General features: G+C 58.4%; 20 protein-coding genes. 9 read left to right on the forward strand and 11 right to left on the reverse strand.

Annotated features, from left to right (window positions below; translation table 11 throughout):
- Positions 1-6: 6 nt before the first annotated feature.
- The 7 genes from msrA (at position 7) to GSVR_RS12770 (ending at position 8,274) form a co-directional block, all read left to right on the forward strand.
- A complete protein-coding gene (gene msrA / locus GSVR_RS12740) occupies positions 7-609 on the forward strand; it encodes a peptide-methionine (S)-S-oxide reductase MsrA (protein ID WP_173199827.1) in 603 nt (200 codons plus the stop codon).
- Positions 610-674: 65 nt separating this feature from the next.
- Complete coding sequence (locus tag GSVR_RS12745) at positions 675-1,523, forward strand: SAM-dependent methyltransferase (protein ID WP_239077320.1); 849 nt, start codon at positions 675-677, stop codon at positions 1,521-1,523.
- Positions 1,524-1,872: 349 nt separating this feature from the next.
- Positions 1,873-2,865 carry a TRAP transporter substrate-binding protein gene (locus GSVR_RS12750; RefSeq protein WP_173199823.1) on the forward strand — a complete coding sequence of 331 codons (993 nt, stop codon included), beginning with the start codon at positions 1,873-1,875 and terminating at the stop codon, positions 2,863-2,865.
- Positions 2,866-2,943: 78 nt separating this feature from the next.
- On the forward strand, positions 2,944-3,609 hold the full coding sequence (locus GSVR_RS12755) for a TRAP transporter small permease (protein WP_173199821.1): 666 nt from the start codon (positions 2,944-2,946) through the stop codon (positions 3,607-3,609).
- Positions 3,606-4,994: a TRAP transporter large permease gene (locus GSVR_RS12760; RefSeq protein WP_203978662.1), complete on the forward strand. Its 1,389-nt coding sequence runs from the start codon at positions 3,606-3,608 to the stop codon at positions 4,992-4,994. Before GSVR_RS12755 ends, GSVR_RS12760 begins: the two co-directional genes overlap by 4 nt.
- 44 nt (positions 4,995-5,038) lie before the next feature.
- Complete coding sequence (locus GSVR_RS12765; protein ID WP_173199819.1) at positions 5,039-5,362, forward strand: hypothetical protein; 324 nt, start codon at positions 5,039-5,041, stop codon at positions 5,360-5,362.
- A gap of 386 nt (positions 5,363-5,748) precedes the next feature.
- Positions 5,749-8,274 (forward strand): RND family transporter, encoded by a 2,526-nt coding sequence (locus tag GSVR_RS12770; RefSeq protein ID WP_173199817.1) that lies wholly within the window; start codon positions 5,749-5,751, stop codon positions 8,272-8,274.
- 81 nt (positions 8,275-8,355) lie between these two features.
- On the opposite strand, the gene GSVR_RS12775 is transcribed toward GSVR_RS12770, so the two are convergent.
- From GSVR_RS12775 to GSVR_RS12815, 9 genes are all read right to left on the reverse strand, one after another.
- Entirely contained in the window at positions 8,356-9,498 is a 1,143-nt protein-coding gene (locus tag GSVR_RS12775; protein ID WP_173200020.1) for a Na+/H+ antiporter NhaA, read from the reverse strand.
- A gap of 259 nt (positions 9,499-9,757) precedes the next feature.
- Positions 9,758-10,612 carry an oligopeptide ABC transporter permease gene (gene opp4C, locus GSVR_RS12780; RefSeq protein ID WP_173199815.1) on the reverse strand — a complete coding sequence of 285 codons (855 nt, stop codon included), beginning with the start codon at positions 10,610-10,612 and terminating at the stop codon, positions 9,758-9,760.
- A 17-nt stretch (positions 10,613-10,629) separates the two neighbouring features.
- Positions 10,630-10,884, reverse strand: a complete 255-nt coding sequence (locus GSVR_RS12785; RefSeq protein WP_173199814.1) for a DUF2442 domain-containing protein — start codon at positions 10,882-10,884, stop codon at positions 10,630-10,632.
- 129 nt (positions 10,885-11,013) lie between these two features.
- Positions 11,014-11,163, reverse strand: a complete 150-nt coding sequence (locus GSVR_RS22410) for a DUF4160 domain-containing protein (protein WP_370552035.1) — start codon at positions 11,161-11,163, stop codon at positions 11,014-11,016.
- Positions 11,164-12,141: an ABC transporter permease gene (locus GSVR_RS12795; protein WP_173199812.1), complete on the reverse strand. Its 978-nt coding sequence runs from the start codon at positions 12,139-12,141 to the stop codon at positions 11,164-11,166.
- Positions 12,142-12,166: 25 nt separating this feature from the next.
- Positions 12,167-13,495 (reverse strand): 2-oxoglutarate dehydrogenase complex dihydrolipoyllysine-residue succinyltransferase, encoded by a 1,329-nt coding sequence (gene odhB / locus GSVR_RS12800; protein ID WP_173199810.1) that lies wholly within the window; start codon positions 13,493-13,495, stop codon positions 12,167-12,169.
- Between the two features lie 126 nt (positions 13,496-13,621).
- Positions 13,622-14,797, reverse strand: coding sequence for a cysteine desulfurase NifS (gene nifS, locus GSVR_RS12805; protein WP_173199808.1), 1,176 nt, complete (start codon positions 14,795-14,797; stop codon positions 13,622-13,624).
- Positions 14,794-15,660 (reverse strand): Fe-S cluster assembly protein NifU, encoded by an 867-nt coding sequence (gene nifU, locus GSVR_RS12810; protein ID WP_173199806.1) that lies wholly within the window; start codon positions 15,658-15,660, stop codon positions 14,794-14,796. The genes nifS and nifU overlap by 4 nt, the downstream gene beginning before the upstream one ends.
- A gap of 123 nt (positions 15,661-15,783) precedes the next feature.
- Positions 15,784-17,202, reverse strand: a complete 1,419-nt coding sequence (locus GSVR_RS12815) for a phosphoglucomutase/phosphomannomutase family protein (RefSeq protein ID WP_173200018.1) — start codon at positions 17,200-17,202, stop codon at positions 15,784-15,786.
- Between the two features lie 235 nt (positions 17,203-17,437).
- On the opposite strand from GSVR_RS12815, the gene GSVR_RS12820 reads away from it, so the two are divergent.
- Together GSVR_RS12820 and GSVR_RS12825 are read left to right on the forward strand one after the other, a co-directional pair.
- Positions 17,438-17,731, forward strand: a complete 294-nt coding sequence (locus GSVR_RS12820) for a PxxKW family cysteine-rich protein (RefSeq protein ID WP_173199805.1) — start codon at positions 17,438-17,440, stop codon at positions 17,729-17,731.
- 72 nt (positions 17,732-17,803) lie between these two features.
- Entirely contained in the window at positions 17,804-18,256 is a 453-nt protein-coding gene (locus GSVR_RS12825) for an NUDIX hydrolase (protein WP_173199803.1), read from the forward strand.
- Positions 18,257-18,325: 69 nt separating this feature from the next.
- On the opposite strand, the gene GSVR_RS12830 is transcribed toward GSVR_RS12825, so the two are convergent.
- Both GSVR_RS12830 and GSVR_RS12835 read right to left on the reverse strand, forming a co-directional pair.
- Positions 18,326-19,156, reverse strand: a complete 831-nt coding sequence (locus GSVR_RS12830) for a menaquinone biosynthesis protein (protein WP_308936466.1) — start codon at positions 19,154-19,156, stop codon at positions 18,326-18,328.
- Positions 19,156-20,703, reverse strand: a complete 1,548-nt coding sequence (locus GSVR_RS12835; RefSeq protein WP_239077321.1) for a TolC family protein — start codon at positions 20,701-20,703, stop codon at positions 19,156-19,158. The genes GSVR_RS12830 and GSVR_RS12835 overlap by 1 nt, the downstream gene beginning before the upstream one ends.
- Positions 20,704-20,711: the final 8 nt, after the last annotated feature.

Genomic DNA, 20,711 nt, shown 5'->3' on the forward strand with positions numbered 1-20,711 from the left:
TATGCCATGCATACACTGTTTGCTATCGGACTGCTACTGCTGGCAACACTGCCTGTTTCCCGTGTCAGTTGGGCCGCTGAAGAAAAAGCCACCTTTGCCGGCGGCTGCTTCTGGTGCATGGAAGCGCCCTTCGACAAACTGAACGGGGTACTCTCCGTCACGTCCGGCTATACCGGCGGCACGCTCAAAAATCCTACTTACGAACAGGTATCGGCCGGAGGTACCGGCCATGCCGAGGCGGTGCAGATCATCTACGATCCAACCAAAATCGCCTATGGCCAATTGCTGGAAATCTACTGGCACAATGTCGATCCCACCGCCAAGGACCGTCAGTTCTGCGATACCGGCCACCAGTACCGCTCTGCCATCTTCTACCACAATGGGAAACAGCGCCGGACAGCCCAGCAATCAAAGGATGCCCTGGAGAAGAGCAAACCGTTCCGGGGGGCGATCGTAACCGAAATCGTTCCAGCCGGTGAATTCTACCCGGCCGAGGAGTATCACCAGCACTACTACAAGAAGAACCCGCTGCGGTACAAATACTACCGCACCAGCTGCGGCCGCGACCGGCGTCTGAAAGAACTGTGGGGAAACGCGGCCGGGCACTGACAAATCAGGTTAAGGTAAAGGTTGAGGTTGAGGAAGCGATTCATGGCCTGACCGGAATGGAATCAATGAAAAAAACGACCGAAAAACACGACATACGGCCAGGCCAGTCGATCGAGCTGCTGAAAGAGCTGCACATCCTGACCCGCGACGGAAAACTGAACCAGGACAGCCGGCGCAAGCTCAAGCAGGTCTACCACCTCTACCAGTTCATCGAACCGCTTCTGCAGGAGATCCGCCAGGACCATCCCGATATTTCCTTGGTCGATCATGGAGCGGGCAAATCGTACCTGGGGTTCATTCTCTACGATCTCTTTTTCAAGCTTCACAGCACCGGCTCCCGTATCTACGGCATAGAGACCCGGGACGAACTGGTCGGGAAATCCCGCTCCCTGGCCCAGCGCCTCGGTTTTAGCGGCATGTCCTTTCTGAACCTGTCGGTGGCGGAATCAGCGCAATCGACGGAACTGCCGCCGGCGGTCGATATCGTCACCGCCCTGCACGCCTGCGACACGGCCACCGACGACGCCATCCGCTTTGCCCTGAAAAAGCAGGCGCGCTTTATTGTGCTGGTGCCCTGCTGCCAGGCGGAAGTGGCCTCTCTTCTGCGCAAGAACAAGGGTCAGGCGCTGGCCAACCCGTTGACGGAAATCTGGCGGCACCCGCTGCACACCCGGGAATTCGGCAGCCTGATCACCAATGTGCTGCGCTGCCTGCAACTGGAGGCGCACGGCTACCAGGTCAACGTGACCGAACTGGTGGGGTGGGAACATTCGATGAAAAACGAACTGATCATTGCCACGTACAAGAACCTGCCGCGCCGCCGGCCTGCGCAGCGCCTGGGGACAATCCTCCAGTCTCTGGGCCTGGAAGAACTGAACCAGCGTTTCTTTTCACCTGAGGAGATGCCGGTGTAATCCGACGAACAGTAACGATTCAGGCGCAATTGCTCTGACATCTCCCCTTGAAGTCAGCTCGACAAATCCCACCTATATAACCTCTTTTCCCTGATCAATATCACTGCCGAAGGTGGCCAAAATTGGCCACTTTACTGGCAGATTCCAGCCACTATTATCGATCTTATCCCTGGCACTCCGTTTTCCAACCTTAAATATCAACCACTTAGACGTGCAAAAACTTTGGCACCATGCTTGCTTTAAAACAACAATCTATTATTATTGAAACGTCATTACTGATTCCTGTAAACAGGGGTGAAATTTTCACGGCACGTTTATGACGATGTCACTACAACCAAAGGAGACGAACATGAAACTGAAGGTATTGTTAACCATGGCAATGGTACTGGCATTCGCCACATCGGCACTGGCAGCTCCGATCGTCATCAAGTTCAGCCACGTCGTGGCCCAGAACACCCCCAAAGGCCAGGCTGCCGACTACTTCAAGAAGCTTGCGGAAGAGCGCACCAAGGGTCGCGTGAAAGTGGAAGTCTACCCCAACAGCCAGCTCTACAAAGACAAGGAAGAAATGGAGGCCCTGCAGCTCGGCGCAGTGCAGATGCTGGCTCCCTCCCTGGCCAAGTTCGCTCCCCTGGGCGTGAAGGAATTCGAAGTATTCGACCTCCCCTTCATCTTTGACAACTACCAGGACCTGCACAAGGTCACCCAGGGTCCGGTCGGTGCCAAGCTGCTCAAGAAGCTTGAGCCCAAGGGCATCCTTGGCCTGGCTTACTGGGACAACGGCTTCAAAGTCATGAGCGCCAACAAGCCGCTCAAATCGGTCGAGGATTTCAAAGGCCAGAAGATGCGCATCCAGTCCTCCAAGGTGCTTGACTCCCAGATGCGCGCCATGGGCGCCATCCCGCAGGTAATGGCCTTCTCCGAAGTGTACCAGGCACTGCAGACCGGCGTTGTTAACGGCACCGAAAACCCCCCTTCCAATCTCTACACCCAGAAGATGCATGAAGTTCAGAAATACGTGACCCTCTCCGACCACGGCTACCTGGGCTATGCCGTTATCGTCAACAAGAAGTTCTGGGAAAGCCTGCCTGCAGATATCCGCACCATCCTGGAAGGCGCCATGAAGGATGCCACCAAGTTTGCCAACGACGTGGCCAAGAAGGACAACGACGAGGCCCTGGCAGGCGTCAAGAAGTCCGGGCGTTCCCAGCTGATACCCCTGACTCCCCAGGAGCGCGCCGCCTGGAAGAAGGCCATGGATAAGGCCCACAAGGACAACATGAACCGCATTGGTGCCGACATTGTCAAAGAGGTCTACACCGCCACCGGTTATCATCAGTAACAACTGACATTTCAGTTCCAAAGGCCGCTGCTTCGGTCGCAGCGGCCTTTTTCACGACCTCATCCAGGAGACAGTACTATGATGAAATACCTCGATCACCTTGAGGAAGCCATAATTACCTTCCTTATGGGCGCTGCGACGCTCATCATCTTTGTTTCGATTATCCACCGCTATGCTGCCGGTTTTCCCATTCCCGGCGTTCAAGATTGGCTGATCCAGCTCAATCTCAGTTGGGCCCAGGAACTCTGCATCTACATGTTCGTCTGGATGGCCAAATTCGGCGCCGCCTACGGCGTGCGCTCCGGCATCCATGTGGGCGTGGATGTTCTCGTCAATCGTCTTCCCGCGGAATGGCGTACGAAGGGGGTCATGGTATCCATCATCTGCGGCACCATCTTCACCGCCATCATCGGCACCCTCGGTGCGACCTTCGTCTGGGAAAACGGCCTGCACTACGCCCTGTATCACAAACTGGGTCTGCCTCTCGGCGATATTCCGGAAGGCCCGATCACCCCGGACCTGGAGTGGCCGACCTGGTTTGTCTACTCTGCGGTTCCCCTGGGTTCCTACCTGATGTGCTTCCGGTTCATGCAGGTCGGTTGGCGTTTCCTCAAGACGGGGGTTTTGCCGCACGGTCACGACGAATCGCACGTGGAAGGGCTTGAGGAAGAGGCCATCGAACATTCCCCTCTTAGCCCGGTCTCTGCAAACTCGGATATTTCCGCTGGAGGTGCAGTAAAATGAGCATGGAGAACATCGCAACCTTACCTGCTATGAGCAAGCCCAAGGCCGCCTGCTGGCTGGTCGGCATCTCGATAGTCCTGCTGGCGGTCGGATTCATCTACGGCAACGTCGGCATCGTTTTCGCCCTGCTGCTGGCGCTGATGCTGACCGGGGTACCGGTTTCCATCGCCCTGGGTCTGACCGTTCTGACCTTCCTCTATCTCCTGACCAATGTCCCGATCGAGGCTGTCGCGCTCAAGTTGTTTACCGGCATCGAGAAGTTCGAGATCATGGCCATCCCCTTCTTCATCCTGGCCGGCAACTTCCTGACCCATGGGGGTGTAGCCAAGCGGATGATCAACTTTGGCACCAGTATGATCGGACATTTCCACGGCGGCCTGGCCCTGGCCGGGATCCTCGCCTGCGCCATGTTCGCCCTGGTCTGTGGGTCGAGCGTTGCCACGGTTGTCGCCATTGGCTCGATCATCTTGCCGGCCATGGTGCAGCACGGTTTCCCGATGCGCTTCGGGGCCGGAGTAATCGTCTGCGCCGGCTCACTGGGGATCCTGATGCTGCCATCCATCCCCAAGGTCATCTACGCCATCTCGACCAACACCTCCATCGGCGCCCTTTTCGTGGCCGGTCTCTTCCCGGGCATCCTCCTGTCGATCATGCTCGGCGTCGTTACCTGGTATATTGCTAAAAAACGGAATTATCCGCGCATGCCCAAGGCCACCTGGGGCCAGCGGGCAATCGCCTTCAAGGAGAGCATCTGGGGGCTCATGCTGGTGGTCATCATCATCGGCGGTATCTACACCGGCGTCTTCACTGCCACTGAGGCAGCCGCCATGTCTGCGGTATACGCATTCTTCATCTCGGTCTTCATCTACAAAGATATGGGAATGAAGGACGTGCCGCGGGTGCTGTTACGATCGGCCAACCTGAGCGCCATGCTGCTCTACATCATCACCAACGCAGTGCTCTTTTCGTTCCTGATGTCCCATGAGAACATCCCGCAGGCCATGGCGGACTGGATCCTCGGCAAGGACCTGGGTGTGGTCACCTTCCTGATTTTCGTCAACCTGGTGCTGCTCCTGGCCGGTAACGTCATGGAGCCTTCCTCCATCATCCTGATCTTTGCTCCAATCCTGTTCCCGGCAGCCATGAAACTGGGGATAGATCCGATCCATTTCGGCATCCTGATCGACGCCAACATGGAGGTCGGCCTGTGCCATCCGCCGGTGGGTCTGAACCTGTATGTGGCCTCCGGTATCTCCAAGCTCAGTATCACGGAATTGACCATGGCTGTCATGCCATGGCTCCTTACCATGGTGGTGTTCCTGGTCATTGTCACCTACTGGCCGTCGCTGTCCATATGGTTGCCGAAGATCATGGGCATGATGTAGTTCTGTTCTGGTAAGTTCGAGCAATCTTTTCAAGGAGAGGCATCATGCCCAACCACCTTTTGATCTACGCGATAGTCATAATGAATGCGCTCTGCCAGCTCATGCTCATCTGGAGCCTGAAGGCCCTTGGAAAAACCAGGATCACCTTCATGGCCCTGGCGACCGCGCTTCCGCTGATGTCGGCGGTGATCATGCGGGGTCTTGTTGCTACCGGATTGATCCACGGCCGGCTTGCCGAACAGTCGCAGCTGGAACATCTTCTCACCCAGGCCATGGGCATCCTGCTGATCGCCGGCCCCTGGCTGGTGACAGCGGCGGCGGTGCTGTACAGAAGAAACCGGAAAATCCGGGAGTGTTCCATGGCGTGATTTTGATGGTGTAATATCACGGTGATTGAAGGGCCTGTCATTGCGACAGGCCCTTTTCTCTTTGAAAACCCGCCGCTCCCGCCTGCCCTGCATCGGGACCGTCCGATTGCAGTGGTCATTCCCAAACTTGTCGAAAAGTAGTGGTATAATTTTGCGTTCCGGCATCGGGCCCCGATCTTGAAGGAGCTCCTCCTGGTTCACGGCGGACCGCAGATAATCATCATCGACACCCGCTGTACCTCGGCAAAAAGGACACATTCGAAGGCTGAGACGCGGCAGGCCGTCGCTCCGCTGCGGCCCGGCAATCCAATCCGAAGTAAATCAGGTTGATTCCTGCCGTTCGATCGTGTAACTCTACTTCCTCCACTTCACCGGGATGAGAAACCATGAACCTGCACCTCTCAGGCAAAGTAGTCTCCGCAGCACATACTGCAGTTCAACGCCATCTGCAATGGGTGTTCCGCGTCACCACCCGGAAACCGGGCGTGGTATTCGCCGCCTGCTGCCTGTCCTTCCTGATCTCCTGCCTCGCGATCACCCGGATCCACTTCGAGGCCGACATCTTCAAGATGTTTCCCCAGAAGGGTCCCCTGTCCCTTTTTCTCGACACCATGCAGTGGACCGGCAGTTCGGGCAATGCCTACTTCCTGCTCGAGGGGGACAAGGATACGCTGATCGAAGAAGCGGAAGTCTTTGCGGGCAAGCTGCGGGAATTGCGGGTAGACGGCTCGGCGGCCTTCAAATCGGTCAAGCACAGGGTCTTTGACGGAGGTGAAGCAAAGCCTTTTACGGACTTCGTCGCCTATGCCGTGACACGGCCGCAGCTTTTCGTAGCCCCCGAAGATACCCCCTCCTACCTGCAGCTTCTATCCCCTCCGAAGATGGAGCAATCGCTTCGGAAAGCCACGACGGAACTGGCATCCCCGGGGGCGCTCAAAGAGCTGGTTGCTGCCGATCCCCTGTATCTGCGGAACCTGATCCTGCCGCGTTTGAAAAAGGCCTCCGAATCGCTGAATCTCGATCCATTGTCCCCCTACCTCCTTTCGCGCGACGGCAAGGTCCTCATCATCATAGGCGAACCGGCCCGGCCGGTCACTGACATAATGTTTGCCAGAAAACTGGTGGCCGGCATAAACGAGGCGCGAAAGGGGGCACACATCAGCATCTCCTGCGCCGGTGCCCATTTGAGCGCAGTCACTGACGAAGCGATCATGAAAAAGAATGTCATCGAAGGGGTCTTCCTGTCGCTGGCAATCGTCCTGTCGCTCTTTTACCTGTCGTACCGCAGATTCCTCCCCACGCTGCTGATACCGGTCATCCTCTGTTTCGGGGTAGTATTCTCGGTGGCGGCAGGGGGCATCGTCTACCCGACCATGAGTGTCATCTCCTTTGCCTTTGCATCGCTCATCATCGGCATTGGCACCGATTATTCGATCCACCTGTATGACCGTTTCCATTTCGAACGGTTTTCGGGGCGATCGTCCTATGAAGCGCTGGAACTCGCTGTGGTGGACACGGGGCATGCCCTGTTCACGGCCGGCATGACCACCGCCTTTCCCTTCCTGGCCCTGATGGTTTCGGATGTACGGGCCCTGGCCGAACTGGGGCTGCTGGTGGGCCTGGGGGTCATTTTCTCGCTGTATGCCACCTTGTTCTTCCTGCCGCCTCTGCTGTTGTTCATGGAGAGGAGATTCCCCCTGAAGGAGTACCGGCCGCTGCCCGGGTTCGGCTTCGGACTTATCTGGCGCCTCACCTATTTCCACCCCCGGAGAACATTGGCCATCTGCCTTGCAGTCACTATGTTCCTGCTGGTCTGCGCCACCGGGATATCCTTCGAATCGGAGCTGAAAAACCTCCAGCCGCGATCGTCGGAAGCGTTCCTGGCCCAGCAGAAACTTGAGCAGCATCTGAGCATCAGCCCCAAAGAGATGATTGTGGCGGTGGAAGGCAACGAGCTGGCAGAGGTCATGTCAAAAGGGAGCAGGGTTGCGGCACTGGCGGAACGCTATCGGGCGCAGGATGAGTTGGTGGCCTATTCATCCTTGCTGAGAGTGATCAATGATGCGGACACGCAGGGAGAGGTGATACGGCAGCTGGCAGCCTGGCCGCATTCGGCGGGGCTGCGGGGCGAAATCGACCGGGCCCTGGCACAGGAGGGTTTCGCATCGGAACCGTTCGCCACCTATGTGAAAGGACTTTCCGAACTGTCGGACAGCCGCGCGATTCCGGTTTCAGAAGGGATCGAACACCTTGCCGCGTCCCCGTTCAGAGGGATCGTGGAACGGCATCTGGCCCACACGGCCGATGGCTATCACCTTCTCACCTATCTCAACTACCGCGGCAGCGAATTCCGCCAGGATGCATTCCTGAGTGAACTGAAAACGGCTGCGCCCGGTTCGCGGGCCACCAGCATCGACCTTGTCAGCCGTCAGCTGACCGAATCGGTGAAGCAGAGTTTCATATGGGCCGTGCTGATCGGCGCCATCATGGTGTTCTTCCTGCTCGTCTCGCACTTCAGTTCGCTGACCGGCATTCTCTGCTCCCTTTTCCCGGTCACGGCCGGAGCGATCGCCATGCTGGGAGTAATGCCCCTGGCAGGCATGAGCCTCAACTTCATGAACGTCATGGTCCTGGTGACCATCCTGGGCATGGGCAGCGACTACGGCCTTCATGTTGCCCACAGGGTCAGGAACTGTGCCCGGGAGGAATATCAGGCCCGCTTCGTCCAGTCGGGACGGGCGGTCTTTCTTTCCGGACTCACGACCATCGCCGGCTTTGGCTCCCTGGCCCTGACCGATTATGGGGCAATGGCCTCCATCGGCTGGGCCACCAACGTGGGTGTTGCAGCGACAACCCTCTTTACCCTTGCTGCCGTTCCTGCCTTCATCTCACTGATCGGCAACAAGGGCTAGCTCTTCCGCCGGCCTGACGCACCTGAGACACACCAGCCATCCTCGGGTGCGTCAATGTACCGGTGATGCGCACCTGCCTGATCATTTCCTGATGCCTGTCAGCCGGCCCAGCACGATCCCGCCGAGCGCCGCCAGAATGCTGAGCATGGCGCCCATCTTGGCCGCTCCCCTTGTCACGGGATCGACAAAAGCCTCGCCAGCCACAAACAGCGCCACCGTAAATCCGGTGCCGGCGATCATGCCGACCACCAGCAGGTCGCGCTGCTGCATGCCATGCGGCAGGCCGAAGCCGATCCTCTCTGCCAGGTACCCGAAACCGAGAATTCCCGCTGTCTTGCCGGCAATCAGCGCAATCAGGACCAGCCAGGTAACCGTCCCCACACTGGAGAACTCGACGCCGGCATTGGCCAGTCCAAAGGCGAACATGCCGAAATCGACCACCACCTTCCATTCGTGCTCGAACGTGGCAAGCGTGGAACGATCCGAAGGGTCTTCCTCGAACAGATGCCTGGTTTCGCGGCGTCTGTGGGGCAAAAAGGGAATGATGAACACCAGCGCCAAGGCAGGATGAAGGTGCGCCCGGTGCAGTCCGAGCCAACTGAGCGCTCCGCCGAAGATCAGGTAGGGCCAGTAACTTTTCACCTTCAGCCGCCGCAGCACATAGGCGGCAGCCATGCCCAGACCGGTCAGCAGCAGCCAGGAGGGTGCTGCCGGATGGAGCGGATCGGGATAAAACACGGCGATGATCGCCAGACCGAGGGCATCGTCGGCGACTGCCAGCAACAGCAGGTACGATACGGCCGGGTGCCCTCCTCCGAACACCAGCCGGGCCGCCAGCCAGGCCAGGGCGATATCGGTCGCGGTCGGAATGCCCCAGCCGTTGCGCAGTTCGGGCGCTCCAATGACTGCATTCAGCCCCAGGTATACCGCAACCGGCCCCAGCACTCCCCCCAATGTCCCCAACAGTGGGTTGACCGCCCGGGATACCGGGTACAGATCTCCTCCCGGCAGAAAGCTCTGGGTGATCTCCACCGCAGCAATGCCGAAAAACAGCACCATGAACAGTTCATTGGAGAGGGCATGGAAGGAGAAGCCGCCGAATGATGGGGCGGTGATGAAGCGCTGATATCCTTCCGGGTCGAGGTTGGCCCACAGCAGGGCGAGCACCACGCCGCACACTAGCGGTATGGAAAACTCCCTCAAGAGATTGATGCGCTCTTGTATTGCCTTTTTCATGGGTTCGTGCTCCATCAATCGAATAGTGTTCGTAATGAACCTTCCGGAATACGAACGTCCGGTTCATGCCCTTGGCGATGATTCCGACGGTGCTAGCGCAGTCGTTGGCTTCCCCCTTCTCATCTGCGGCAGGTTGTGCGGATAAGTACGGGAAAGAACGTCGGCTGCGGTTTATCCCCTGGACGATGGACCGGAGATCATTGGGCCGGAAGCAGGAAGGACTTCGCGAAGAGCTTGCATGGCAGGATCAATACTTCACGCGCGGGTCGAGTGCGTCGCGGATGCCCTCCCCCAGCAGGTTGTAGGCCAGCACGGTCACCAGAATCGCCAGACCGGGAAACAGCGAGAGCCACCAGGCAAACTCGATGTAGTCCTTGCCGGAGGTGAGGATGTTGCCCCAGCTGGGTGTGGGTGGCTGGACCCCGATGCCGAGAAAGGAGAGCGCCGATTCGGTCAGGATGGCGGCGGCAACCCCCAGGGTGGCAGAGACCAGCACCGGGGACATGGCATTGGGCAGAATATGGCGAAAGATGATGCGGAGGTCGGAACAGCCGATGCTGCGGGCTGCCATGATATAGTCCATCTCGCGGATCGACAGTGTCTCGGCCCGCACCAGGCGCGCCACTCCCATCCAGCCGGTCAGGCCGATGATCGCCATGATGTACCAGATGTCGGGGCGCAGAAAGGTGATTACTGCCAGGATCAGGAAGAAGGCCGGGAAACAGAGCATGATGTCCACCACCCGCATCAGCACCGTGTCCGTAAGACCGCTGTAGTAGCCAGACACCAGGCCGACCACCGTGCCGATGGTCACGGCAATGCCCACTGCCACGAATCCCACTTTGAGCGAGATGCGCGCACCGTAGAGCACGCGGCTGAAAACGTCGCGCCCCAGTTCGTCGGTGCCGAACCAGTGCTGCCACGAAGGGGGAGCCAGCACCTGCCAGGCATCGATGGTATTGGGATCGCTGGGGGCAATCAGCGGCGCCAGCAGGGAGACGGCAAACAGCAGCGCCACGATGCAGCCGCCGGCCATGGCCATGCGGTTGCGCTTGAGGCGCTGCCAGAACACCGCATACATATAGGAATGCTTGAAGTCCATGGAAGTATTCAATGGACTCACGCAGCCAGTTTTGCAGGCAGTTCGTGCTTGATTCCGAGCAGGCCGTCTATGGAAAGGTCCTCATCCAGAAGAGGCCAATGAATGCCGTACCCAGCGGGTGATACTTCAAACCGCGAACGTTCCAATCCGGAGGAGTTGAAAAGACGGGAAGAGATCTCCTCCAGAATGAATTCGTACTCTTTGCCGTCTACGGTCATCTGCAATGAGGCATCTGTTACCATGACATTTTTGACCTCATGATACGGTTTCATTAATTTTTCTCCTTCTGAAATCGTTCCCATTCGGCTTCGATGAATTCGAAATACTCGTAAACAATCTTGATAATTTCACGCCTGTCTCGGCTACTCATATTGTAGCTGAACGCTTCAATCACATCAGAATTAATCCGAGTCAAGCCAGAATTTGCACTCCATATCACCCTTACGGCAATGAATATGAAGCGGCTCACAACCTTCATTGGCATAGAAAAAGAGACGACAGCCAAGAATAAACAGAATTGTAGGCATCGGTCCCTCGGAAAGTGATTGCATTTAGGCCCCGTGCCTGATGCGCGGATCCGCCAGGGCATAGCTGATATCCGCGATCAGGTTGCCGATCAGGGTCAGGAAGGCGCCGATCACCAGGATGCCCATTACTACCGGGTAGTCGCGCGACATGACCCCCTGGTAGAAGAGCTGCCCCATGCCGGGGATCGCGAAGATGGTCTCGAAGATGACGCTGCCTCCGATCAGGCCGGGGATAGAGAAGCCGGCCAGGGTGATCAGCGGCAGGAGCGCGTTGCGCAGGGCGTGCTTGTAGATCACCACCCGCTCGGACAGCCCCTTGGCACGGGCAGTGGTGATGTAGTCCTGGCCGATGACATTCAGCATGGAGGAGCGCATGTAGCGCGACAGGCCGGCCAAGCTGCCGAAGGAAGCCACCATGACCGGCATGATCAGATGTTTGGCCAAATCGGCCAGATACCGCACTGTGCCGTACCCGTCGCTTCCCAGGGTATGCAGCCCCGAGATGGGCAGCCAGTTGAGCTTTACGCCGAAGAAGTACATCAGCAGCAGCGCCAGCCAGAAGGTCGGCACGGCAAACCCCACGAACACGAATACGGTTATACCCTTGTCGAGCCAGGTATCGCGGTGGGTGGCCGCCAGGATGCCGATCGGAATCGCGAGGCCGAACTCCAGCAGCAGGGCGATGATGTTAAGGGAAATGGTCACCGGCAGACGCTCCCCGATCTTGTCGATCACCGGTCGGTTATCGGAGGAAAAGGAACGCCCCAGGTCAAGCCGCGCCAGTCTGCCGACCCAGCTGAAGTACTGGACATGCAGAGGTTGGTCAAGACCGTAGAATTTCCTGATACGCTCGCGGGCCTCCTTGCCCACCTTGGGATTCATGGCCATCTGCATCTCCACCGGTTCGCCGGGGGCCAGATGGATCACGGTGAAGGTGATCAGTGTAATGCCGATCATCAGCGGGATCAGCATCAGCAGGCGTTTTACGAGATAAGCGGTCATGGATCTCCCACGAAACAGAATACACTCACGATTCCAGCAGCAACTCCTCGGGTTCCTCGATGTACTCCTTGACCCGTTTCAGAAATCCGACCGCCTGACGGCCGTCCACGATGCGGTGATCGTAGGAGAGCGCCAGGTACATCATCGGACGGATAACGACCTGTCCATCGCGGACCACCGGCCGGTCCAGAATGGCGTGCATGCCGAGCACACCGCTCTGAGGAGGATTGAGGATCGGGGTGGAGAGCATCGACCCGTAGACCCCGCCGTTGGAGATGCTGAAGGTACCCCCTTCCAGGTCCGCTATGGCCAGACGGTTGTTCCTGACCTTCTCCGTGAAATCCGCTATGGCCTGATCCATTTCATACATCCGCATCCGCTCGACGTTGCGCAGAATGGGCACGACCAGCCCCTTCTCGCCCCCTATGGCGATGCCGATGTCGTAGTAGTGGTGGTAGACGATATCGTTGCCGTCGATTCTGGCATTCAGTGCGGGAAACTCCTTCAAAGCCTCGACGCACGCCCTGATGAAGAACGGCATCAGCCCCAGCGTACTCCCGTGCCGCTGGCGAAAATGCTCGCGGTATTTCTCGCGCAGCATCTTGACATGACTCAGGTCAGCCTCGGTGAAGGTGGTCAGCATGGCGGTCTGCTGCCGTGCCGCCACCAGGCGCTCCGCAATCCGCTTGCGGATCGGCGTCATGGCGACCCTCTCCTCGCGGCGCGAACCGTGGACCGGGGGGACCTCGCTGCCCACTGGAAGCGGCTCGGTGTGTGGTGGGGCTGGTTCGATAGCAGGCGCTTTTTTCTCCTCCCCCGGAACCGCGGTCGGCGCAGGCGTGGCTGCTGCCGATTCAGGAGGAGCCTGGGCGGGGGGTTCGGGTGCCGGCACAACAGCCCCCTGCTTTTCCGGACGGCGGGATGACTCCTGGATCCGTGAGAACAGATCATCCAGGGTGATTCGTCCCCCCCTGCCGCTGCCGTTCACCGTTTCCGGGGCGATCCCTTCCCGGAGCATTTCGCGCCGTACCGAGGGGGATGAAACCGAAGCCTTGATCTCTTCATGCAGTCGCGCCCGTTCGTCAACGGAGGCCGCTTGTTCCCGAGGGGCCGGGGCAACGGCAGCCTGTTCGGCAATCGAGCCGATCACGGCGCCGATCTTGACCGTTGTCCCCTCGGCCACGGTGATCGTCAGAATGCCGGCTGTGTCGGCATGCAGATCGAGCGTGATCTTGTCGGTTTCCAGCTCGCAGAGCGGTTCGTCCTTGGCAACCGCCTCCCCGTTCTTCTTGTACCACTTGGCAAGCAAAGCTTCATATACGGATTCGCCGACTTCAGGCACCTTGATGTCCATACGAGACTCCCTCCCCGGAGACGATAGGCTTGCAGCATACTACTGCATTTTACCCGATTCTCCAAAAAAAACAGGGGCACCCGGCCAGGTTGCCCCTGTTTATATTTCATTGTGCCTGCATATGGCCTACTGCTGTGCCTTGAGATGCTCCCGCCCGAAAGGGGACATCTGCCGCAGAAGGTGGATGATGGGGGGCAGTTCGCGGATGACCAGGTCGATCTCGGCTTCGGTGTTGAAACGGGACAGCGAGAAGCGGATCGAGCCATGGGCGCAGGTAAAGGGCACTCCCATGGCTCGCAGGACATGGGAAGGCTCCAGCGAACCCGAGGTACAGGCACTGCCGGACGAGGCACAGATACCCCGCTCGGACAGATGCATCAGAATCGATTCCCCTTCGACGAATTCGAAGGCGATGGAGGTCGTATTGGGCAGACGGTCGGCACCGTCGCCATTGACACGGGCATAGGGGATGGCGGCCATCAGCTCTTTCTGCAGGCGGTCGCGCATGGCCTTGACCTGGGTGTTCTCCAGCTCCATGTGCTGGCCGGCCAGCTCACAGGCCTTGCCCAGGGCGATGATGGCGCCGGCGTTCTCGGTACCGGCCCGACGGTTCCTCTCCTGATGTCCTCCCACCAGCAGCGGCCGATAGGGGGTACCACGACGCAGGTAGAGCACGCCGATACCCTTGGGGGCGTGCAGTTTGTGCCCGGAAACCGACAGCATGTCGATCCGGGAATCGGCCATGTTGATCGGGATCTTGCCGACCGCCTGGACCGCATCGGTATGAAAGAGCGCCCCTTTGGACTTGGCAATGGCAGCCGCCTCCTCCACCGGAAAGATTACGCCGGTTTCGTTGTTGGCCCACATCAGAGAGACGATCGCGGTGTCGTCGTCGACAGCGCCCCTGAGCTCATCCATGTCGAGGCGGCCGGCGCCGTCCACCCCGATTTCGGTGACACGGTAGCCCTTCTGGGTCAGGTTGCGGCACTGGGTCAGAACCGCCGGATGCTCCACCCGGGAGGTGATCACATGCCGGCGGTCCGGGAAGACCTCCAGCGCCGAGCGGATGGCGGCATTGTCACTTTCGGTGCCGCAGGCGGTGAAGATGATCTCGTCCGGCGAGGCACCCAGCAGGGCAGCCACGCGGTTGCGCGCCTCGACCACCTTGCCCTGCACCTGGCCTCCGAAGAAATGCATGGAACTGGGATTGCCGTACAGCTCGCAGAAATAGGGGCGCATCTCCTCGAAAACCGCTTCATCCACCTTGGTGGTGGCATTGTTGTCCAGGTAGATCTCTTTCATGCCGGGACCTCCTCGACCACGATGTCCTCGGCCACCAGGTCGCGCAGCTTGAGCTCGACCATCCGGGCGGTATTGCCGGATGATGCACAGCCGGCGCAGGCTTTGCGGAAAGCCACCTGGACCCGGGAGCCGTCGATGTCGATCAGTTCCAGATCGCCGCCGTCAGCCCACAGCAGAGGACGAATGTCGCGTTCGAGGACTTCCTGGATCAGCTGCATCTTCTTCATATTGGAAAGCTTCTCGGGGCGCTTGCGCGGTTCCTCGGCACGGGTGCCGATCACTTCGTCGATCAGTTCCTTGATTTTGGGAATGCAGCCGCCGCAGCCGCCGCCGGCCTTGGTGAAATGGGTGACCTGCTCCGCTGTGGTGAGGTGGTTGGTTTCGATCACTTTTTTCAGGAAGATGTCGGTGATGCCGAAGCATTTGCAGACAATGGTCCCCTCCTGGTCGGGATAGGCCGGACCATGGTCATGGCTGTGGGCCGGCACCTCGTGGCCACGGTACTTGGCAACGGCCGCTTCCAGCGCCTCCTGTCCCATCACGGAACAGTGCATCTTCTCCTCCGGCAGTCCCCCCAGGAAATCGGCGATCTCCTGGTTGCTGATGGCCAGGGCCTCGTCCAGGGTCTTGCCCTTGACCATCTCGGTCAGGGCCGATGAAGAGGCAATGGCACTGGCGCAGCCAAAGGTCTGAAACTTGGCGTCGACGATCTTCTCCTTGTTCTCATCCAGCTTGAGGTACAACTTCAGGGCATCGCCGCAGGCAAGACTGCCCACTTCGCCGACGGCATCCGCATCGGGTATGTCTCCCACATTGCGGGGGTTAAGAAAATGGTCTTTGACGATCGGTGTATAATCCCACATGTCTCTGTTTCCTCTCCGTGTTAATTACCATGGCGGTGCTGCGCTGCAGCGCCAAAAGAATCGATATGCCTGGTCGCTCCGGCCTCAGCGCCGGTAAGCGTCATGCTCTGCTCGGTGTTCCAGCTATCCCAGAATGAAGTTTCTGCCGGCCACCATCACTTCCGTCAGGCGGCCATCTGTGGCGGCCTCGCCATAAAGACGCACCACCGGCTCGGTCCCGGATTTGCGGAACAGCATCCAGCTGCCATCCTCCAACAGCAGCTTGGTCCCATCGATCCGGATGACCTCCCTGACTTTTGCTCCGGCCACTTCGGCAGGCAGGGCTTCGATCTTGGAAGCGTAGGCTGCCTCCAGTTCCGGTGAAAGCTTGAGGTTGTCGCGGCGGGTAACAACCCGGCCCACTTCTCCGTAGAGCCGCTCCAAAAGCTCGCGCACGGTTTTGCCTTCACGGGCCACCATCTCGGCCACCAGCAGGCAGGCCAGGATGCCATCCTTCTCGGGCACATGCCCCTTGATGGTCAGGCCGGCACTTTCCTCGCCGCCGATCACGATCTTGTCCTGACTGATCAGTTCTCCGATGAACTTGAAGCCGACCGGTGTCTCATATACCGGAACCCCGTGTTTTCTGGCAACGGCATCGATCAGGTGCGACGTTGCCACGCTTCTGGCCACGCCCCCTTCCAGCTTGCGGACGCGGATCAGGTAATCTAGAAGCAGGGCGATGATGTAGTTGGGCTCAATGAAACTGCCGTCCGCATCCAGGATGCCGAAACGGTCGGCATCGCCGTCGGTCGCCAGGCCGAGCCGGATCGCGGGATCGTTTTTGACCAGCGCAATGAAATCCGGGATATGGCTTTCAGACGGTTCCGGCGGATGTCCGCCGAAATAGGGATCAGGGCGGTCATTGATCATGACGAACGGAATCTTTACCTGCGCAAAGGGGGCCTCCAGGTAGCCGCGGGCCGTTCCGTAGAGCGGGTTGAGCGCGACCTTGCCCAGCTTCGCAATGGCATCGAAATCAACCTTCCGCTCCAGTGCCGCGAGATAGTGTTCGCGCGGATCGATGGTCTCCAGCAGTCCGCGATCCTTGGCTTCGGCTGACGAAAGCTGCTTGTAACTCGCCTTGCCCAGCATCTGGTTGGCGCGGCGTTCGATATCTTTAGTCGTCTCCGGCAACGCCGGGCCTCCCCAGGAGGGAGAAAACTTGACTCCGTTGTATTCCGGCGGATTATGGCTGGCCGTAAAATTTATCGCTCCGGCGGCATTGCGCCTCAATATTTCGAAGGACACCACCGGTGTCGGCGTATCCCGTTCACAGAGAAACGACTTGATGCCGGCCCCTGCCAGTACCAGGGCAGCCTCCTGGGCAAAGCGCTGTCCCATGAAACGGGTGTCGCAGCCGATCACGACCCCTTTGTGCTGCTCTCCGGCCGCCGTCAGGTGATCCGCGATGGCCTGAATCACGATCTTGACGTTGTCGAAGGTGAAATCTTCGCACAGAATTCCGCGCCAGCCAGATGTCCCAAAGGCGATCTGCGTCATCATTACCTCCTTGTCAATTCCAGATTATATGCGAAAATATATCGTCATGCGGGAACGCAAACGGGCACATCGGGTCGTCACAACAAGACAGCTTTTGTCGTATTAGATTAATACACGAATCCCTCTCAGTCAAGTCAAACAGCCGCAAATATAAGGGACTTTTCCTATTGACATTTTTCTTCCATACTTGTTACAGTCAAGACTCGGTAACGAACAAAAATTAGGAGGAAGAAGCATGCAGTGTCAGACAGTACTTCCAGGTGCCGAGTGTACCTTTTGGGGTAAGCAAGGGTGTATTTTCCCGGATGGATCATGCCAGGTAATCGTAGAAAACTGCGAAGGTTGCGACCGTATCGTTACCGGAACCATCGGCCAGGTCTGTAATGCCTACCCTGCACCCGCCAAAAAATGGCAGCACGGGATTTGCAACTTTGCTTCGCACGTCAAGGTGGAAATCAAAGTTGACGATGCCAAGATCAACCCCCTCAAAGCATCCAAAAAGGCATCGGGCGGCAAAAAGAAGAAGTAAGCCATTCGGCAGCCTGTCTTTTCTCGGGGGGATTTCAAGAAATCCCCCTTTTTTTATTGCCCGGAGACCGACATGTCCTTCAACTCCCTCACCTGTCCCACCTGCGGCACCCCTGTCAAGGCGTACCGCAACCCATTCCCAACGGTTGACATCATCATCGAGATCAACGACGGCATCGTTCTGATAGAACGCAAAAACGAACCGTATGGCTGGGCCTTGCCGGGGGGATTCGTGGATTACGGCGAAAGCCTGGAAGAGGCAGCCCGCCGGGAAGCCAGGGAAGAGACCTCACTGGAACTGTCGGATCTGAGACTGGTCGGCTGCTACTCGGACCCTCGCCGCGACGCGAGGATGCACACTATTTCCACCGTTTTCGCGGCAGTCGGCCATGGAGTTCCTGCTGCAGCCGATGACGCAGCCCACCTTGAAATATTCCACTCTGACCACCTGCCCCGTCAGCTGTGTTTCGACCATGCCGACATCCTGAACGATTACCTTCGCAAAAAATGTCAGCAACTACTCTGAATAATGCCCCGGTTTCGCCGCATGCAGTCCAACGCGAGACATCCCGGTCCGGAAGGTCTGAGGGCAGGCCTATGCCGGCATCGGTAAAAACTCCGGTTGCGGGTTTACGCCGATGAGCCCCAGCTCAAAGGAATAACGGTAAAAAAGTTTCAGCCCTTCCACATGGTCTGCAGTCAGATCGTACGAAATGTTATCCCGCCAGTAGGCAATCAGCCTTTCACGCCCCATCCAGGCCATTTCCGGTGACGTAGCGGCAATCACGGCACAATCCCGCTCGGCATACCGCTTGGCAATAACGAGCTGCCCGGCCAGTTCCTGCAATTCCCGGCAACGCTCGGCCGCAGCGCTCCGTGTACAGAACCAGAGCGCAAACACGAACGGCAGGCCGGTCCATTCATGCCACAGGGAACCGAGATCGTAGACCTGCAGACCGTCTGCGGTCATTGCGGCGCGCAGTGCCGTATCACCGATCAGGAGCAGGGCCGGCGACTCGCGCAACGCCTCATCCGGTGGCAGGGAAGTGACGGCATACCGGCAGGTGAGACCAAAGCGTTTCTGTAGAAGGATCTTTAGAAGATTGACCGAGGTAGCTGATTCGGAGCTGAGCAGCACGGTCCTGCCGTCAAGTTCGCTGATCGGCAGGCGGGAAAAGAGCAGCACGCTGGCGACGGCGCCCGTACTGCTGATGGAAACATCGGGAAGAATGAGGTAACGATCGGGGTGAACGGCATACTCTATCGACGATGAAGGGCAGACATCGATCTCGCCCGCCGCAAGCATGGCGTTCAAATGGGCCGGAACCCCGCCGGTGAAGCGATAGCCGTCGCAGGGAAAGTGCTCGCTGAGGGCATGGAACAGCGGAGTGACGTTGGCGTAACTTATGCGGCCGATGCGAATCATCAGTGGATATTGGAGTAGAGCTTGTCCGCGTCTCCCTCGACGACACGGACATTTTCGCGCTGCAGGATCTCGCCGGTCACCAGCAGATACTGGGTGATGGCATTGTCGTAGTTGACCTGTGCGATGATCTGGTTGCTCTTGGCGGCCGCCAGATCGTTTTCCACATCCAGCACATCCTTGGTGGTAGCCAGACCCACTTCGTTCTTGCGGATGAAGGCCTTGAGGCGTTCTTCAGCATAGGCCCGTTCGCGGTCGGTCACGTCGATCTGGGTGAAGCCGCTGTTGACGGCCCGAATGGCGGCTTTGACGTCTTTGGCGGTATTTTCCTCCAGGCTTCTGATCTGCAGGGCGGTCTGCTCGGTCTTGAGCCGGCTTTTCCGGTAATCGTTCTCAGCGGCGCGGTTGCCGAGCGGATAGGAGAAATTGAAGCCGACGCTCCAGACCGGGAAATCGAAGCTGGTCATTCTGTCCAGGGTCCGGGGATAGGTATGGTCGAGCCCTGCCATGGACCCCGACAGTACCAGGGAAAGGTCCGGCTTGATCCGGTCGTTCAGGACGCGGGTCTGCAGTTCGTTGATGTCCTGGTTTCGTCTCTGTTCCTTGATGTCGGGACGCGACATGGCCAGCTTGATGGATTCCTGCTCGTTCAGCCGGACCGGTTCCCGGGAAGGAATGTCGCTCGTGACGATGTCGCCGCTACCCTCGATCTGCAGAAGCACGCGCAGGACGTCGATCTGATCTTCGACCGCCCGTTCTGCATCGATTACATCCTTTTCACGGGAGGTGGCCCCGAATTCGGCGTTCAGGATTTCCATTGCCGGCAGAACCCCCACCGCAACCCTGGCCTTGGTGTCGCTCAGGATCTTGCGGGCCAGCACGAGCGAAACCCTCTTGACCTCCAGTTGCTTGCGCAGGCTGTAGAGCTTGAAGTATTCGATCCTGACCTGGGCGACGAGACTCATCAACCTGAATTTGAAATGTTCCAGGGAGGCGAACTTGGAAAGGCGCGAGATGTTGATGTTGACCTCGGTAGCCTCTCTTCCGAAATTCTTGAGGAGCGGCTGACTGAACGTAAGCCCGAGCTGCGACTGCCAGAAATCCCGCAGCGGGGAGAGTGTGTTGGTATTGGTGAAACTGTTGTCAAAAGCGAGCGTTGCGGTGCCGCCGGTCCACAGCAGCTGGCTGAGTGAAGCGTCGAACAGGAAGGTGCGGTCGAGGTTGGTGTCAGTCCCCAGGTTCGTGAGAAGCGGGGCCTTGGAATCGGTATAAATGGTCTGCAGGTTGAACAGCGGATCATAGATGGCACGGTTGCGGTTGACGTCGGCTTCGAATTGAGCCGGCGTGTAGAGCTCGGCGCGAATATCCAGATTCTTTTCGGCACCCCGCCGAATGGCTTCGTTCAGCGACAGTGTGAGGGGCGGCTCTGCTGGTGGAATTGATGCTGGTGGAACTGCTGCTGGTAGAGCTGTTGCCGCGGACTGATCTGCTGCATGTGCGCCACCTGCCAGGTAGAGGAAGGTCGCAAAACAGGTAAGGATTTTTCTCACTCACTGTT

Source organism: Geobacter sp. SVR, assembly GCF_016865365.1.
Taxonomy (GTDB): domain Bacteria; phylum Desulfobacterota; class Desulfuromonadia; order Geobacterales; family Pseudopelobacteraceae; genus Pelotalea.